Raw genomic sequence first — 15,663 nt, 5'->3', positions numbered from 1 at the left:
CCCGCCTAGAGACTTTCCAGACAGCCGGCCAGGCCACCGGCGAGATCGCGCAGCAGTTGCTCGTAGCTCAACGCCTTGGCGCCCAGGGCGTCCAGCTCGGCCAGCCTTACCGGCAACCCGGCTGAGAGGGTTTCAGCCAGACGCGGGCGCAGCGGCGGCTCACTGAATACGCAGGCAGGGCCGGCAGCCTGCAACTGCTCGCGCATCGCCGCCACCTGCCGCGCACCGGGCTGCACCTCGCTGGCGGCACTGAACACGCCGGCATGCTGCAGGCCGTAGGCACTCTCGAAATAATCGAAGGCCTGATGGAAGACGAAGAACGGCTTGCTTGCCAAAGGCACCAGACGCGCCTTCAGTTCGGTGTCGAGGCGCGCGAGACGCTGCTCGAATGCCGCCAGGTTGGTCTGATAGCGCGCTGCATTGGCTGGGTCGGCGGTAACCAGGTCATCCGCCATGCGGGTGGCGATCACTCGGGCGTTGGCCGGCAGCAGCCAGAGGTGCGCGTCCAGGCTGCCGGGGCGATGGTCATGGTCATGCGCATCGTGGTCATGTTCGTGGGCATGCTCAGCGCCCTCTCCGAAGTGACGCAGAGTCAGGCCCGGCAGCGCCTGCACGGCGACAGTCGGTTTGTCGCGGCCGTCGAGCACCCGTGGCAGGAAGCCCTCCATGTCCGGGCCGATCCAGTACAGCAAGTCGGCGCTCTGGACCTGACGCACGTCGGACGGACGCAAGGCGAAATGGTGCGGCGAGGCGCCGGGCGGCAGCAGTACCGCAGGCTGACCGAGGCCATCCTGCACCGCGGCGGCGATCAGCTGAAGCGGCTTGATGCTGGTGAGAACCCGTACCTCGGCCTGAGCGGCCAGACTGAGCAGGGAAAAAACGACAACGGCGGCGAAACGGAACACGACGGCAAGACTCACTGGGCAAAAGGGTAATAGAATAACGTCTCTGCATCCGGACGTCCTCGTCATGTTCAAGCCGCTGACCAATAACACGCCCCTCGCCTGTCTGCCTCACGATCATTCGCGCTGTGTCGCCGATGCGCTGACCGAGGCCGAACAGATCTGCGCCAGACAGGGCACGCGCCTGACCGCGCTGCGCAAGCGTGTGTTGGAGCTGGTCTGGGCCAGCCATAAGCCACTCGGCGCCTACGACATCCTGGGCGTGCTGAGCGAAGAAGACGGCCGCCGGGCCGCGCCGCCCACCGTCTACCGCGCGCTGGATTTCCTCCTGGAAAACGGCCTGGTGCATCGCATCGCATCACTCAACGCCTTTATTGGCTGCGTCCATCCGGAACATGCACATCAGGGCCAGTTCCTCATCTGCAAGAGCTGTCACGCTGCCATCGAACTGGAACAGCCAGCCATCAGCCAAGCCATCATCAGCAGCGCCAAGGACGTCGGCTTCGCCGTTGAAAGCCAGACCGTCGAGGTCATTGGCCTCTGTGCCGGCTGCCGGAAGTCGACATGAGCGATACCTTGATCCAACTGCAGGATGTCGGCGTGGCATTCTCCGGCCAGCCGGTGTTACAGCAGGTGCAACTGGCCCTGCACGCCGGCGAGATCGTGACCTTGATCGGGCCCAACGGCGCCGGCAAGACCACCCTGGTACGCACCGTGCTCGGCCTGCTCAAGCCGGACAGCGGCACGGTGCGGCGCAAGCCGCGCCTGCGTATTGGCTACATGCCGCAGAAGCTGCATGTCGATGCGACGCTGCCGCTCTCGGTGCTGCGCTTCCTGCGCCTGGTGCCGGGCGTCGACCGCGCCGCAGCGCAGGCCGCGTTGAGTGAAGTCGGAGCGGAACAGGTGATCGACAGCCCGCTGCAGAGCATTTCCGGTGGCGAACTGCAGCGCGTGCTGCTGGCCCGCGCCCTGCTGCGCGAGCCCGAACTGCTGGTGCTCGACGAGCCGGTGCAGGGCGTCGATGTCGCCGGCCAGGCCGAGCTGTACCGCCTGATCACCCAGCTGCGCGACCGCCACGGCTGTGGCGTGCTGATGGTGTCCCACGACCTGCATCTGGTGATGAGCGCCACTGACCAGGTGGTCTGCCTCAACCGCCACGTGTGCTGCTCCGGCCACCCCGAGCAGGTCAGCAACGACCCGGCCTTCGTCGAGCTGTTCGGCCAGGACGCCAAGAGCCTGGCCATCTACCACCACCATCACGACCACAGCCACGACCTGCATGGCGAAGTGGTCGAACAACGCGCCGGCCTCACAATCCATGGTCCGGCCCACGTTCATGGCCCTGGTTGCAAACATTGATGCCCGATTTTCTGCTTAACGCCCTGCTCGCCGGCCTGGCCCTGGCGCTGGTCGCCGGCCCTCTCGGCTCCTTCGTGGTGTGGCGGCGCATGGCCTATTTTGGCGACACCCTGTCCCACGCCGCACTGCTCGGCGTGGCCCTGGGCTTTCTCCTCGACCTCAGTCCGACCCTGGCGGTGACCGCCGGCTGCCTGCTGCTGGCCGTGCTGCTGGTGACCCTGCAACAGCGCCAGCCGCTGGCCTCGGACACCCTGCTCGGCATCCTCGCGCCCACCACCCTGTCGCTCGGCCTGGTGGTACTGAGCTTCATGGACGAGGTACGCATCGACCTGATGGCCTATCTGTTCGGCGACCTGCTGGCGGTCAGCAGTGCTGATCTGGCCTGGATTCTCGGCGGCAGCGCCCTGGTGCTGGCCCTGCTGCTGCCGCTGTGGCGGCGCCTGCTGGCGATCACCGTGCATGAGGAACTGGCGCGGGTCGAAGGCCTGCCCGTGGCCGGCCTGCGCCTTGCACTGATGCTGCTGATCGCCGTGGTGATCGCAGTGGCCATGAAGATCGTCGGCGTGCTGCTGATCACCTCGCTGTTGATCATCCCGGCCGCCGCCGCCCAGCGCCACGCGCGCACTCCAGAGCAGATGGCCATCGGCGCCAGCCTGCTCGGCATGCTCGCCGTGTGCGGGGGGTTGACCCTGTCCTGGTACCAGGACACCCCCGCCGGGCCTTCTATCGTGGTATCCGCCGCGTCGATTTTCCTCATAGGCTTTGCCCTGCCTCGTCGGGCTCGTTAGGATTGGGCGTTTTTTGCCCAAACCAAAACACAACAGAACCGACGAGTCACAAAATGAACAACAATAAAAGCCGCTATCTCGCCGGACTCGCCCTCGGACTGCTGGCAAACGCAGCCCAGGCCGAATATTGGACGGTCGATGAGCAGGTCAAGAACTTCAATGACGTTTCCGCACATATCCTGCGTGGCGACTTGCCGGCTGCCGAAAGCAAGCTGAACAGCATCAGCCAGAACATCGACCCGAGCGATGTGCGCATCGGCCAATACCGTCGTGAGCTGGCCAACATCTATCTGCAACGGGGGCAGCAACAGTTAGCGAGCGGTAACACCGCTGCGGCAGCCGCCACCCTCACTCAGGGCGAGCAGCACCTGGTCGCGGCGTCTCCCGCGTTGAAAGCGCAGTACCAGTCCAGCCTCGACGCCGCAACCGCCGAGAGCCGCCTGGCTGCTGCCGAGGCCGAGGCGAAGGCCAAGGCGGCACTGGCTCGCCAGGAAGCCGAGCGTGCCCGCCAGCAGCAACTGGCGGAAGCCAAAGCCGCCGCCGAGCGCCAGGCCCGTGCCCAGCAGCAGGTACAGCCCGTCGTCGTACCGGCTCCGGTAGCCGAACCAGCAGTCGCAGCCGCGCCACGCGCCCGTCTGATCGACCCGGCGGCAACCAGCAGCAGCGTGCCCATGCCGATGCTCGACGCCAATGACCGCGACAGCCTGCGCGATCTGCTCGATCAGGTCGCAGCCGATGTGGTGGCGTTCGACTGTGCGGTACGCCTGGAAGTGCGCGAGGCCAAGGATTACCCCTTTGTCGCCGCCCTGCTGTCGGCGCGAATCAAAAAGCTTGATCCCGGTTTCTCTCCGCAGTTCTCCCCTGTACTCAAGCCCGACCAGGAACCACGCCTGGTACTGAGCCCACAAAGCAACGGTTGAGCCCGGTGATACAGGGGCGGGGCAACCTCGATAGAACGAAGGTTGCACCCGCCCTGCTTGCTTATAGCTTTATGGATTAAATTCAGGCCAATAAAGACTAAGAGCGCATAAACAAAACCGTTAAAATGCGCGGCTTTCGGCCAACCGCCTAGGCTAGATGGAGTCGTCGCCTCCGACCGGGTTGCGACAGTAACTCCCACGTACCCACAAGGTTCGCGCAGTGATCGAGTTCCACCACGTCAACAAATCCTACCGGGTCGCCGGCCGCGAAGTGCCGGCCCTGCGCGCCACCAGCCTGCGTATCGAGCGCGGCCAGGTGTTTGGCCTGATCGGCCACTCCGGCGCCGGCAAGAGCACCCTGCTGCGCCTGATCAACCGCCTGGAAGAACCCAGCGGCGGGCGTATCGTGGTCGACGGCGAAGAGGTCACCGCCCTCGACGCCGACGGCCTGCGCCGCTTCCGCCGCCAGGTCGGCATGATCTTCCAGCACTTCAACCTGCTGTCGTCAAAGACCGTCGCCGCCAACGTGGCCATGCCGCTGGAGCTGGCCGGCGAGCTGAGCCGTGCGCAAATCGCCCAGCGCGTCGCCGAACTGCTGGCCCGCGTCGGCCTGAGCGAGCACGCCAACAAGTACCCGGCGCAGCTGTCCGGCGGGCAGAAGCAGCGTGTCGGCATCGCCCGCGCGCTGTCGACCCACCCGAAAATCCTGCTCTGTGACGAGGCCACCAGCGCCCTCGACCCGCAGACCACCGGCCAGGTGCTGCAACTGCTGGCCGAGATCAACCGCGAGCTGGGCCTGACCATCGTGCTGATCACCCACGAGATGGACGTGATCCGCCGGGTCTGCGACCAAGTGGCGGTGATGGACGGCGGGGTGATCGTCGAGCAAGGGGCGGTGGCCCAGGTGTTCCTCCATCCGCAGCACCCGACCAGCAAGCGTTTCGTCCAGGAAGACGAGCACATCGACGAGAACGAGCAGCGCGACGATTTCGCCCATGTCGAGGGCCGCATTCTGCGCCTGACCTTCCAGGGCGAGGCGACCTACGCACCGTTGCTGGGTACCGTCGCGCGTGAAACCGGGGTCGACTACAGCATCCTCGCCGGACGCATCGACCGCATCAAGGACACCCCCTACGGCCAGCTGACCCTGGCCCTGACCGGTGGCGATATCGACGCCGCGCTGGCGCGCTTCCAGGCCGCCGATGTGCACCTGGAGGTACTGCGCTGATGCTCGAACAACTGCTCCCCAACGTCGACTGGCAGGAAATCGGCTACGCCAGCCTCGACACCCTCAACATGCTCGGTGGCGCCACCCTGTTCACCGTGCTGCTCGGCCTGCCGCTCGGTGTGCTGCTGTTCCTCACCGGGCCGCGGCAGATGTTCGAGCAGAAGGCGCTGTACGCAGTGCTGTCGCTGCTGGTCAACGTACTGCGCTCGGTGCCGTTCGTGATCCTGCTGATCCTGATGATCCCGCTGACGGTGCTGATCACCGGCACCTCGCTGGGCGTAGCCGGTGCGATTCCGCCGCTGGTGGTGGGCGCCACACCGTTCTTCGCCCGCCTGGTGGAGACCGCCCTGCGCGAGGTCGACCGCGGCATCATCGAGGCGACCCAGGCAATGGGCGCCAGCACTCTGCAGATCATCTTCCGTGCGCTGCTGCCGGAGGCCCTGCCGGGCCTGATCGCCGCCGCCACCGTGACCGCCATCACCCTGGTGTCTTACACCGCCATGAGCGGCCTGATCGGCGGCGGCGGCCTCGGCGACCTGGCCGTGCGCTACGGCTACCAGCGCTACCAGCCGGACGTGATGGCTGTCACCGTGATCCTGCTGCTGATCCTGGTACAGGTGCTGCAGATGGTCGGCGATCGTCTGGTCGTGCATTTTTCCCGTAAGTAACCCTAGAACAGCGGGCGACCGGCTACCCGTCGGACCCTGCGCCCTATCCCACAAGGAGCTGAACATGAAGAAACTGCTGACTGCCCTGGCCGCCTCGGCCGCCCTCACCGCCGCTGCCGCCCAGGCCGGCGAGATCAGCGTCGCCGCCACCGCCGTGCCGCACGCGGAGCTGCTCGAATTCGTCAAACCGGCCCTGGCCAAGGAAGGCGTCGAGCTGAAGATCAAGGTCTTCACCGACTACGTGCAGCCCAACGTGCAGGTCGCCGAAGACCGCCTGGACGCCAACTTCTTCCAGCACCAGCCCTACCTGAACGAATTCAACGCCTCGCGCGGTACCGACCTGGTGAGCATCGCCGGCGTCCACGTCGAGCCCTTCGGTGCCTACTCCAGCAAGATCAAGAGCCTGACAGAGCTGGCCGATGGCGCCCAGGTGGTGATCCCCAACGACGCCACCAACGGCGGCCGCGCCCTGCTGCTGCTGCAGAAGACCGGCCTGATCAAGCTCAAGGACGCCACCAGCATCACCGCCACCGTCAAGGACATCGTCGAGAACCCGAAGAACATCAAGGTGCGTGAGCTGGAAGCCGCGACCCTGCCGCGCGTGCTGAACCAGGTCGACCTGGCCCTGATCAACACCAACTACGCCCTGGAAGCCGGTCTGAACCCGACCAAGGACGCCCTGGTGATCGAAGGTGATGACTCGCCGTACGTGAACATCCTGGTCACCACCAGCGCGAAGAAGGACAACGCCGACCTGCAGAGGCTGGCCAAGGCCCTGCACAGCGACGCGGTCAAGCAGTTCATCGTCGAGAAGTACAAAGGTGCCGTGGTACCGGCGTTCTGATCGCAACTCAGTTGAGTCAAAAAAGCCCGCCCAGAGCGGGCTTTTTTGTATCCGTGGGAGCGGCTTTAGCCACGATAAGCAGACCCAGCACCCTCATTCTCGGCTAAAGCCGCTCCCAAAAAACTCCATCGCCAACATCAAGGAGCTGTCGCCAATAGCGCTAAAGGTTTACGGCTCCCAGGCACTCCAGCAGGCAATCCAGCGCCGGCTGGCGCTGGGCACGACGCACCAGGGCGATCAGCTCGCGGTGGAAGGTCAGCTCGCCCAGTTCGATGACCCGCACCCGCGCACCATGCTCGCGCCACAGCCCAGCCAGCGGGATCAGCGAAACCCCCAATCCAGCCTCGACCATGCGCACGATCGCTTCCAGCTCGTCCAGCTCCAGTGCTTCATCGACCTGCACACGCTGCGTGCGGAGGAAACGCTCGACCTGGCGACCGCCGAACGAGCTACGGTCGTAACGGACGAAAGGCTGGCTGGCTAGCAGCTGCAACGGCGCGTCGCCGGCCATCGACTCGGGCACGATTAACACGAAGGGCTCGCGCGCCAGCGGCAGCTGCTGCAGCTCCTTGGGCAACTCGAAGGGCGGCTTGATCAGCAGGGCCAGATCCAACTCGCCGGCATCGACCCGACTGAGCAGATCCAGCGACACGCCGGGCACCAGCTTCAGCTCCACCGCCGGCGCCTGCTGGCGAAAGCGCGGCAGCACCTGTGGCAGCAATCCGGTCTGTACGCTGGCAATGGCACCAACGCGCAGCTCACCGCGCAGCTCGCCCGCCGGACTGGCCATCTCGGCATATAGCGCCAGCATCTGCTCGGCCAGCGGCAGGGCGTGACGGCCGGCGGCATTGAGCACGGCGCTGCGCCCGCTGCGGTCGAACAGGCGCTGCCCAAGGGCCTGTTCCAGCACACGCATCTGCGCGCTGACCGCCGACTGGGTGAGGCCGACCCGCTGGCCGGCGGCGGCGAAGGTGCCATGCCGAGCCACGGCAACGAAGGTTTTCAGTTCGCGCAGCATTGATCGAAATCCTTTGAGCTCGACAGCAAGGATATTCGCTTTTGCATAGAAATTATTGCGGCCAACATGCTGAAAAACCCGTGAGGACTCCCTGATGCCGGCTCCCTTTCACCTCGCCATACCCGTCTACGATCTGCCCGCTGCCCGTCATTTCTACGGCGAGGTGTTCGGCTGCGCCGAAGGCCGCAGCAGCGAGCACTGGGTGGATTTCGACTTCTTCGGCCACCAACTGGTGATCCATGAAGCACCGATAATGGCCCACCAGGAGGCCGCACACAGTAATCCGGTGGACGGCCACGACGTGCCGGTGCCGCATTTCGGCGTGGTGCTGGGCTGGGATGAGTGGGAGACGCTGGCCGAACGCCTGCGCCAGCGCGAGACGGCCTTCGTGATCGAACCCTATGTGCGCTTCCGGGGCCAGGTCGGCGAGCAGGCCACCCTGTTCCTGCTCGACCCCTGCGGCAACGCCCTGGAGTTCAAGGCGTTCAGGGATATCGGTCAGCTGTTCGCCAAATAGCCGCTCAGTCGAGCTTGAACAGGCTCGGTAGCTGGGCGGCCAGCTTGTCGTTGTTCAACGGCGCGCGGATGAAACCCCGCTGGGTGCCGTCCGGGCCGATGATCACCAGATTGCCGCTGTGGTCGACGGTGTAGTTCTCCTGGCTGGTATCGGCCGGGATGAAGGGAATGCTGACGCCATTGGCCAGTTTCTGGATGTCGTCCTGGGCGCCAGTCAGGCCCTGGAAGCCGGCGTCGAAGAAGCCGAGGTACTTGTTCAGCTGCTCGGGGGTGTCGCGGTGCGGGTCGACCGTCACCAACACCACGCGCAGCCGATCCTTGGTCTCGGCCGGCAGCATGCCCTGTAGCTGGCGCAGCTGGGCCAGGGTAGCCGGACAGATATCCGGGCAGAAGGTGTAGCCGAAGAACAGCAGGCTCCACTTGTCCTTGAGGTTATCCACCGCCACCGTCTGGCCGTCCTGGTTGATCAGCGACAGCGCCGGCAGGGTGCGACTCTGCGGCAGCAGGACGATGCCGGCATCGAGCATGGCCACCTTGTCGGTGCCGTCGCCCTTGCTGTTAAGCACCTTGTTGACGGTCAGGCCCAGCACCAGGGCGACGAAGGCGGCGAGAACGATAACGGTCTTCTGGGTACGGCTCATGCAATCTCTCTTGGACAGGGCTAGCGCTACAGGTTGAGCAGCAGGTAATGATCGGCCAGCAGGGCGATGAACAGCAGAAACAGGTACCAGATACTGTACTTGAAGGTGTTGATCGCCGCGTGCGGCCGGCTGTCACGGTACAGCACCCAGGCCCAGAACATGAAGCGCCCGCCCAGCACCAGTGCGGCCGCCAGATAGAGCGGCCCACTCATGTGGATGGCATAGGGCAACAGGGTCACCGCCAGCATCACCGCGGTGTACAGCAGGATGTGTACCTTGGTGTAGTGCTCGCCATGAGTGACCGGCAGCATGGGGATGTCGGCCTTGGCATATTCGGCCTTGCGGTGGATGGCCAGGGCCCAGAAGTGCGGCGGCGTCCAGGCGAAGATGATCAGCACCAGCAGCAGCGGCTCGGCGCTGACATGGCCGGTCACCGCCACCCAGCCGAGCAGCGGTGGCGCAGCGCCCGCCAGGCCGCCGATGACGATGTTCTGTGGCGTGGCACGCTTGAGGAAGCCGGTGTAGAGCACGGCGTAGCCAAGCAGCGAGGCGAGGGTCAGCCAGGCCGCCAGCTCGTTGGTGAAGGCCAGCAGCAAGGCCATGCCGGCCACGGCCAGCGCCAGGGCAAAACTCAGCGCAGCGGGCACCGAGACCCGTCCGGCAGTGACGGGGCGCTTGTGGGTACGTGCCATGATCGAGTCAATGCGCCGGTCAACTACATGGTTGACCGCCGCCGCCGCACCGGCACACAGGCCGATGCCAAGGTTGCCGAATAGCAGCACGGTCCAGGGCACGCCGGCGCGAGTGGCGAGGAACATGCCGACCAGCGAGGTGATCAGCATCAGTAGCACGACTCGCGGCTTGGTCAGCTCGAGGTAGTCGCGCCAGCTGGCGCTCTCGGAATGGACACGCGACAGAGTAGCCATGATGTCTCTCCTCTTTTTATTTACCCGCCGCTGCCAGAGCACGCACGGGTGCCTGCGATTGCGGCACCCGGACCTGACCTGTACTGCGCAGGCGATAGTTGATCAGTACCAGCACCAGCAACAACGCGGCGCCACCGGCGTTATGCGCCACCGCCACCGCCAGCGGCAGATGCAGCAGCACGTTGCTCACGCCCAGGCTGACCTGCACGGCCAGCGCCAGCAGCAGCAAGCCGGCCAGGCGACCGAGGCCGGCGACACGCAGGCGCCAGGCCAGTAGCAGCAGAACCAGGCTGAGCCCCACGGCGCCGAGCCGGTGAGTCATGTGAATGGCGGTACGCGCATCGCTGTCCAGCTGGCCGCCGAGGTAGTTGGGGCCGATGTGCTGGGTCAGATGGAAGCCGTTGGCGAAGTCCATCGCCGGCCACCACTCGCCGTGGCAGGTCGGCAGGTCGACGCACGCCACTGCCGCGTAGTTGGAGCTGACCCAGCCGCCCAGGGCGATCTGACACGCGACCAGAAGCAGGGCTAGACCGGCGAGTGCCCGCAGATGCCGCGACACCGCCGGCAGAGCCGGCAGCGCAGCGGACAGACGCAGGCACAGGAGGAATAACAGCGACAGGGTGGCGAAGCCTCCGAGCAGGTGGGCAGTGACCACCTGCGGCCAGAGCTGCAGGGTCACCGTCCACATGCCGAAGGCGGCCTGGGCGATCACCACGCCGAGCAACAGCAGCGGTAATTTCAGCGGCTGGCCATCTTGCCCACGGCGGCGCAGGGCGTGCACGGCCAGGCCGAGGATGACCAGGCCGAGGCTGCCGGCGAAGTAGCGGTGGACCATCTCGTTCCAGCCTTTCTCCACTTCCACCGGTGCTTCGGGGAAACGCGCCTCGGCGATAGCCTGCTTGTGCTCGCTCATTGGCACGCCGATGAAACCGTAGCAGCCCGGCCAGTCAGGGCAACCGAGGCCCGCGTGGGTTAGCCGGGTATAGGCGCCTAACAGCACCACGACAACCGCCAGGGCCGTGGCAAAAAGGGCCAGGCGGTAGCCGGGCAGAGACTTGCGTTCACTCATCCGGGGCCTCTCTTGTTCTTCTTATACCGAAAGCAGAGCCTGTTCATGGTCTTGCGCGCTAGAGCCTGCTTCCCAAACAGCCTGGCCGAAGCGCAGCTGGCCATGGACAGGCTCTCAACCGATTTGCGAGAGCTTTAGCAGCAGGCGCAGATCGGTGAGGATGTCCTTGCCTTTGACCTTGGCGTCGTAACGCAGTACCAGGTTGCCGTGCGGGTCGACGATCCACAGCTGGGCCCCCTCGCTCGAAGGCACCTGTTGCCGATAGGCCATGTCATCCAGTCTGTAACGCCCGAGCTGCGGATATTCGCGCTGCAATTGCTGGTCATAGGCGTCGCTCAGAGGCCGAGCCACCGCCAGACCATGAACGGCACGCGAGGCATCGCGATTGAGGCCGATATGAATCTGCCGGGCGGCATACACCAACTGGCGGCATTCCTCGGCGCAGTCGCCGGGTGCGGTGACCAGCAACTGCCAACGCCCCTCGTCAGCGCCTTGCACGCCGATATCCACCAGCTGGGTGCCATCGCCGACAAGCGTGCCGTGGTAGTTGCGTCCATCCGGCACCCAGAAACGCCACTGGTACATGAAGGTGGCAAGCACCATCGGGCCGATGGCCAGCAGCAGCAACATGATCAGCTGCAGGCGACCGCGACGCCGCTTTACAACGGCCTGGTTGGGCAGTTCTGGAGTCAGGGTGGTGTTCATGGCTGCTCTCCTGCAGGAACGACTCGCGAGCGGGCGTTGTGCCAGCCGAGATAGAGGTAAAGACAGAACAGGGCCGCCGCCAGGGCGAACCACTGCACGGCATAGCCGCTGTGTTTTTCCGGGCCCATGGCCACCAGCGGCCACTGTGCTTCATACGCTGCCGGGCCCGGCTCAAGACGCACCTCGTAAGCCAGACCACCACGGCCCAACTCGCGCCACAGCCGCTCCGGCTCCACGGCGGTAATCAGCCGCGGCCAGTCGCCGCTGTGCGGATCGGCCTGCAGCTGGAAGGCACTGCCCAGCGGCACATAGACCCGCGCCTGCAGGGCCAGCGGTTGCTCAGGCGTGGTGAACTGAGGGGGCGTACGCCGATCCGGCCAGGGTAGCCAGCCGCGATTGACCAGCAGCCACAGACCGCTGCCCTGGTCGTAGAAGGGTTGCAGCAACTCGACGCCGACCTGGCCGTCGCGCATGCGGTTGTCCAGCAGCAAGCTGTGGCGATCGTCGAACTGGCCGTGCAAGCGAATACGCAGGTGAGCCAGATCGTTGCGTCGCTCCAGCTCGGTCACGGTGATGGGCTCGGCCTGGCGCCGAGCCTCGAACTCGGCCAGCAGCACGCGTTTCTCCTCGGCCCGCGACAACTGCCAGAAGCCCAGGCTGACCAGTAGCGGCAGCAACAGGACAACCACCAGGCTGGGCAGCCAGCCGGGACGAAAGCCGTTCATAGGCTGTTTCCGAGTACCGGCAATGGGCTGGCTATACTGCAACGACACATCAATTCCCCCATCCCCCGGAGTCACGCATGCTCAAGGCCGCGATCATCCTCCTGCTGCTGGCCACAATGGTCAGCCTGTTCAGTGGCCTGTTCTTCCTGGTCAAGGACGAGGGCCACGGCTCGCGAGTGGTCAATTCGCTGAGCGTACGGGTCACGCTGACCGCCATCACCGTGGCGTTGATCGCCTGGGGCTTCTACAGCGGCCAGCTGGTCAGTCACGTGACCTGGTAAACCACCTCAGAGTACGTAGACGAAGATAAACAGCCCAAGCCAGACCACATCGACGAAGTGCCAGTACCAGCTGGCCGCCTCGAAGCCGAAGTGCTTCTCGGAATCGAAGTGGCCCTTGTGGATACGCACCAGCATCACCGTCAGGATCAGCGCGCCCATGGTCACGTGCGCACCATGAAAGCCGGTGAGCATGAAGAAGGTGGCGCCGTAGATCCCCGACCCCAGGGTCAGCCCGAGCTCGGTGTAGGCCTCGATGTATTCCTCGACCTGCAGCACCAGGAACGCCACGCCGAGGAGGATGGTCAGGGCCAGCCACAGCTTGAGCGGCCCGCGCTTGTCCTTCTTCAGCGCATGGTGGGCGAAGGTCACGGTGAAGCTGGAGGTCACCAGCAGGATGGTGTTGATCAGCGGCAGGTGCCACGGATCGATCACCGCCGTCGGTGGCGGGAACAGCTTTGAGTCCGGGTTATTGAGCAGCGGCCAGCTGTACTCGAAGCCCTCCCACAGCATGTTGGTCACGCCTTTGTCGCCTTCGCCACCGAGCCAGGGACCGGCCCACATGCGGATGTAGAACAGCGCGCCGAAGAAGGCGGCGAAGAACATCACCTCAGAGAAGATGAACCAGCTCATGCCCCAGCGGAACGAACGGTCCATCTGCGGGCTGTACAGGCCGGCGCGGCTTTCCTTGATCACATTGCCGAACCAGCCGAACAGCATGTAGGCGAGGATCAGGCCGCCGACGAAGAAGATCAGCGGGCCGTTGGAGTCGGCACGCTCGGCCTTCATGTCGTTGAACCAGGTGGCGACCCCGTACACCGACACCAGCATGCCGAGGGTAGCGATGATCGGCCATTTGCTCTGGGCCGGGACGTAGTAGTTCTCGTGACTCGACATTTGTTGTTCTCCTTATGGAGCCTGGGTCACCTGCGCCACGGGTGGCTTGCGCGCAGTGATATCGAACAGGGTGTAGGCCAGGGTCAGGTGCTTCACTTCCTTGGGTAGATCTCGATCGACGATGAAGCGTACGGGCATCTCGATGCGCTCGCCGGGTTGCAGCACCTGCTGGGTGAAGCAGAAGCACTCGGTCTTGTGGAAGAACGCCGCTGCCTTGGACGGTGCCACGCTGGGGATGGCCTGGGCGGTCATCGGCTTGTCGGTCGGGTTGTAGGCGATGAACAGCATCTCGTTGCTGGCCCCGGCCTGCACCGTCAACTCATCGGCTTGTGGGCCGAACTCCCAGACCATGTCGGCCGCGTTGGTGGCGAGGAACTGCACGCGCACCTGGCGCGCCTCGTCCACCGCCTGCTCGCCCTGGTAGGCCCCGGCGGTCTTGCCGTTGATGCCGAAGGCCTGGCACATCACGTCGTAGATCGGCACCAGGGCGAAACCGAAGGCGAACATGCAGGCCACCACCAGCAGCAGGCGGGTAACCAGACGTCCGGTGCTCAGGTTGTCGCTCATGAGCGGGCTCCTACTTCACTTCCGGTGGCGTACTGAAGGTGTGATAAGGCGCCGGTGACGGCACCGTCCACTCCAGACCGTCGGCACCGTCCCACGGCTTGTCGCCCGCGGGCTTGCCGCCGCGAATGCACTTGATGACGATGAACAGGAAGAGGAACTGGGTGGCCCCGAAGGTGAAGGCGCCGATCGAGGAGATCATGTTGAAGTCGGCGAACTGCAGGTTGTAGTCGGGAATCCGCCGCGGCATGCCGGCCAGCCCCACGAAGTGCATGGGGAAGAACGCCAGGTTCATGCCGACGAAACTCATCCAGAAATGCAGCTTGGCCAAAGTTTCGTCGTACATGTGGCCGGTCCACTTGGGCAACCAGTAGTAGGCCGAGGCGAAGATGCCGAAGATCGCACCGGGTACCAGCACGTAGTGGAAGTGCGCCACCACGAAGTAGGTGTCGTGGTACTGGAAGTCCGCCGGGGCGATGGCCAGCATCAGGCCAGAGAAGCCACCGATGGTGAACAGGATGACGAAGGCCACGGCAAACAGCATCGGCGCCTCGAATGTCATCGAGCCCTGCCACATGGTGCTCACCCAGTTGAACACCTTCACCCCGGTGGGCACGGCGATCAGCATGGTGGCGTACATGAAGAACAGTTCGCCGGTGAGCGGAATGCCGACGGTGAACATGTGGTGCGCCCAGACGATGAACGACAGGAAGGCGATCGAGGCGGTGGCATAGACCATCGAGGTGTAACCGAACAGCGGCTTGCGCGCGAAGGCCGGAATGATCGAGCTGACGGCACCGAAGGCCGGCAGGATCATGATGTACACCTCGGGGTGGCCGAAGAACCAGAACACGTGCTGGAACAGCACCGGATCACCGCCACCAGCCGCGTTGAAGAAGCTGGTGCCGAAGTGGATGTCCATCAGCATCATGGTCACGCAACCGGCCAGCACCGGCATCACCGCGATCAAGAGGAAAGCGGTGATCAGCCAGGTCCAGACAAACAGCGGCATCTTCATCAGGGTCATGCCAGGGGCGCGCAGGTTGAGAATGGTGGCGATCACGTTGATCGCCCCCATGATCGAGCTGATGCCCATCAGGTGTACGGCAAAGATGAAGAAGGTCACCGACTCCGGCGCGTAGGTGGTCGACAGCGGCGCGTAGAAGGTCCAACCAAAGTTCGGTCCACCGCCCTCCATGAACAGCGTGCTGACGAGCAGGCCGAAGGCCGCCGGCAGCAGCCAGAAGCTGAAGTTGTTCATCCGCGGCAGGGCCATGTCCGGTGCGCCGACCATCAGCGGAATCATCCAGTTGGCCAGACCGACGAAGGCCGGCATCACTGCACCGAACACCATGATCAGGCCGTGCATGGTGGTCATCTGGTTGAAAAATTCCGGCTGCACGATCTGCAGGCCCGGCTGGAACAGCTCGGCGCGGATGACCATGGCCATCGAGCCGCCGAGCAGGAACATGGCAAAGCTGAACCACAGGTACATCGAGCCGATGTCCTTGTGGTTGGTGGTCAGCACCCAGCGCATCAGGCCCTTGGCCGGACCGTGGTGATGGTCATGCCCGGCATGACCATGCTCTTTGTGCGAGTCGATCACTGCGCTCAT

General features: G+C 64.6%; 19 protein-coding genes. 9 read left to right on the top strand and 10 right to left on the bottom strand.

Annotated features, from left to right (window positions below):
• Positions 1 to 5 precede the first annotated feature (5 nt).
• Positions 6 to 905: a zinc ABC transporter substrate-binding protein gene (locus P7A97_RS00325; RefSeq protein ID WP_277687930.1), complete on the bottom strand. Its 900-nt coding sequence runs from the start codon at positions 903 to 905 to the stop codon at positions 6 to 8.
• Positions 906 to 969: 64 nt separating this feature from the next.
• Between P7A97_RS00325 and P7A97_RS00320 the strand changes: the two genes are divergently transcribed.
• From P7A97_RS00320 to P7A97_RS00290, 7 genes are all read left to right on the top strand, one after another.
• A complete protein-coding gene (locus P7A97_RS00320; RefSeq protein ID WP_277687929.1) occupies positions 970 to 1,470 on the top strand; it encodes a Fur family transcriptional regulator in 501 nt (166 codons plus the stop codon).
• Positions 1,467 to 2,261 (top strand): zinc ABC transporter ATP-binding protein ZnuC, encoded by a 795-nt coding sequence (gene znuC, locus P7A97_RS00315; RefSeq protein ID WP_277687928.1) that lies wholly within the window; start codon positions 1,467 to 1,469, stop codon positions 2,259 to 2,261. The genes P7A97_RS00320 and znuC overlap by 4 nt, the downstream gene beginning before the upstream one ends.
• Positions 2,261 to 3,049 (top strand): zinc ABC transporter permease subunit ZnuB, encoded by a 789-nt coding sequence (znuB, locus tag P7A97_RS00310; RefSeq protein WP_277687927.1) that lies wholly within the window; start codon positions 2,261 to 2,263, stop codon positions 3,047 to 3,049. The genes znuC and znuB overlap by 1 nt, the downstream gene beginning before the upstream one ends.
• Positions 3,050 to 3,102: 53 nt before the next feature.
• Positions 3,103 to 3,969 (top strand): hypothetical protein, encoded by an 867-nt coding sequence (locus P7A97_RS00305; protein ID WP_277687926.1) that lies wholly within the window; start codon positions 3,103 to 3,105, stop codon positions 3,967 to 3,969.
• 220 nt (positions 3,970 to 4,189) lie between these two features.
• Complete coding sequence (locus tag P7A97_RS00300; RefSeq protein WP_277687925.1) at positions 4,190 to 5,197, top strand: methionine ABC transporter ATP-binding protein; 1,008 nt, start codon at positions 4,190 to 4,192, stop codon at positions 5,195 to 5,197.
• Positions 5,197 to 5,865 carry a methionine ABC transporter permease gene (locus tag P7A97_RS00295; RefSeq protein ID WP_277687924.1) on the top strand — a complete coding sequence of 223 codons (669 nt, stop codon included), beginning with the start codon at positions 5,197 to 5,199 and terminating at the stop codon, positions 5,863 to 5,865. The genes P7A97_RS00300 and P7A97_RS00295 overlap by 1 nt, the downstream gene beginning before the upstream one ends.
• A gap of 64 nt (positions 5,866 to 5,929) precedes the next feature.
• The gene (locus P7A97_RS00290) at positions 5,930 to 6,709 is read left to right on the top strand and encodes a MetQ/NlpA family ABC transporter substrate-binding protein (protein ID WP_277687923.1); all 780 of its coding nucleotides are present in this window, start codon (positions 5,930 to 5,932) and stop codon (positions 6,707 to 6,709) included.
• Positions 6,710 to 6,869: 160 nt separating this feature from the next.
• On the opposite strand, the gene P7A97_RS00285 is transcribed toward P7A97_RS00290, so the two are convergent.
• Positions 6,870 to 7,727, bottom strand: coding sequence for a LysR substrate-binding domain-containing protein (locus tag P7A97_RS00285; protein ID WP_277687922.1), 858 nt, complete (start codon positions 7,725 to 7,727; stop codon positions 6,870 to 6,872).
• A gap of 94 nt (positions 7,728 to 7,821) precedes the next feature.
• Between P7A97_RS00285 and P7A97_RS00280 the strand changes: the two genes are divergently transcribed.
• The gene (locus tag P7A97_RS00280; protein WP_277687921.1) at positions 7,822 to 8,244 is read left to right on the top strand and encodes a VOC family protein; all 423 of its coding nucleotides are present in this window, start codon (positions 7,822 to 7,824) and stop codon (positions 8,242 to 8,244) included.
• A gap of 4 nt (positions 8,245 to 8,248) precedes the next feature.
• On the opposite strand, the gene P7A97_RS00275 is transcribed toward P7A97_RS00280, so the two are convergent.
• The 5 genes from P7A97_RS00275 to P7A97_RS00255 form a co-directional block, all read right to left on the bottom strand.
• A complete protein-coding gene (locus P7A97_RS00275; protein ID WP_277687920.1) occupies positions 8,249 to 8,884 on the bottom strand; it encodes an SCO family protein in 636 nt (211 codons plus the stop codon).
• A 26-nt stretch (positions 8,885 to 8,910) separates the two neighbouring features.
• The gene (cyoE, locus tag P7A97_RS00270; RefSeq protein ID WP_277687919.1) at positions 8,911 to 9,810 is read right to left on the bottom strand and encodes a heme o synthase; all 900 of its coding nucleotides are present in this window, start codon (positions 9,808 to 9,810) and stop codon (positions 8,911 to 8,913) included.
• Positions 9,811 to 9,826: 16 nt separating this feature from the next.
• Positions 9,827 to 10,879, bottom strand: coding sequence for a COX15/CtaA family protein (locus P7A97_RS00265; RefSeq protein WP_277687918.1), 1,053 nt, complete (start codon positions 10,877 to 10,879; stop codon positions 9,827 to 9,829).
• A 114-nt stretch (positions 10,880 to 10,993) separates the two neighbouring features.
• Positions 10,994 to 11,584 carry a hypothetical protein gene (locus P7A97_RS00260; RefSeq protein ID WP_277687917.1) on the bottom strand — a complete coding sequence of 197 codons (591 nt, stop codon included), beginning with the start codon at positions 11,582 to 11,584 and terminating at the stop codon, positions 10,994 to 10,996.
• Complete coding sequence (locus P7A97_RS00255) at positions 11,581 to 12,309, bottom strand: SURF1 family protein (protein ID WP_277687916.1); 729 nt, start codon at positions 12,307 to 12,309, stop codon at positions 11,581 to 11,583. The genes P7A97_RS00260 and P7A97_RS00255 overlap by 4 nt, the downstream gene beginning before the upstream one ends.
• A 77-nt stretch (positions 12,310 to 12,386) precedes the next feature.
• Between P7A97_RS00255 and P7A97_RS00250 the strand changes: the two genes are divergently transcribed.
• Positions 12,387 to 12,590 (top strand): twin transmembrane helix small protein, encoded by a 204-nt coding sequence (locus P7A97_RS00250; RefSeq protein WP_277687915.1) that lies wholly within the window; start codon positions 12,387 to 12,389, stop codon positions 12,588 to 12,590.
• A 6-nt stretch (positions 12,591 to 12,596) separates the two neighbouring features.
• Here the strand turns inward: P7A97_RS00250 and P7A97_RS00245 are convergent, their stop codons facing one another.
• Genes P7A97_RS00245 through ctaD form a run of 3 tightly spaced genes read right to left on the bottom strand, consistent with a single transcriptional unit; the run spans position 12,597 to position 15,663 of the window.
• A complete protein-coding gene (locus P7A97_RS00245; RefSeq protein WP_277687914.1) occupies positions 12,597 to 13,484 on the bottom strand; it encodes a cytochrome c oxidase subunit 3 in 888 nt (295 codons plus the stop codon).
• Positions 13,485 to 13,496: 12 nt separating this feature from the next.
• Positions 13,497 to 14,051 carry a cytochrome c oxidase assembly protein gene (locus P7A97_RS00240; protein WP_277687913.1) on the bottom strand — a complete coding sequence of 185 codons (555 nt, stop codon included), beginning with the start codon at positions 14,049 to 14,051 and terminating at the stop codon, positions 13,497 to 13,499.
• A gap of 10 nt (positions 14,052 to 14,061) precedes the next feature.
• Positions 14,062 to 15,663 (bottom strand): cytochrome c oxidase subunit I, encoded by a 1,602-nt coding sequence (gene ctaD, locus P7A97_RS00235; RefSeq protein ID WP_277687912.1) that lies wholly within the window; start codon positions 15,661 to 15,663, stop codon positions 14,062 to 14,064.

Source organism: Pseudomonas sp. GOM6 (genome assembly GCF_029537485.1).
GTDB lineage: Bacteria > Pseudomonadota > Gammaproteobacteria > Pseudomonadales > Pseudomonadaceae > Aquipseudomonas.
The sequence above is the reverse complement of the archived record's forward strand: the minus strand, read 5'-3'. Positions and strand labels throughout refer to the sequence as shown.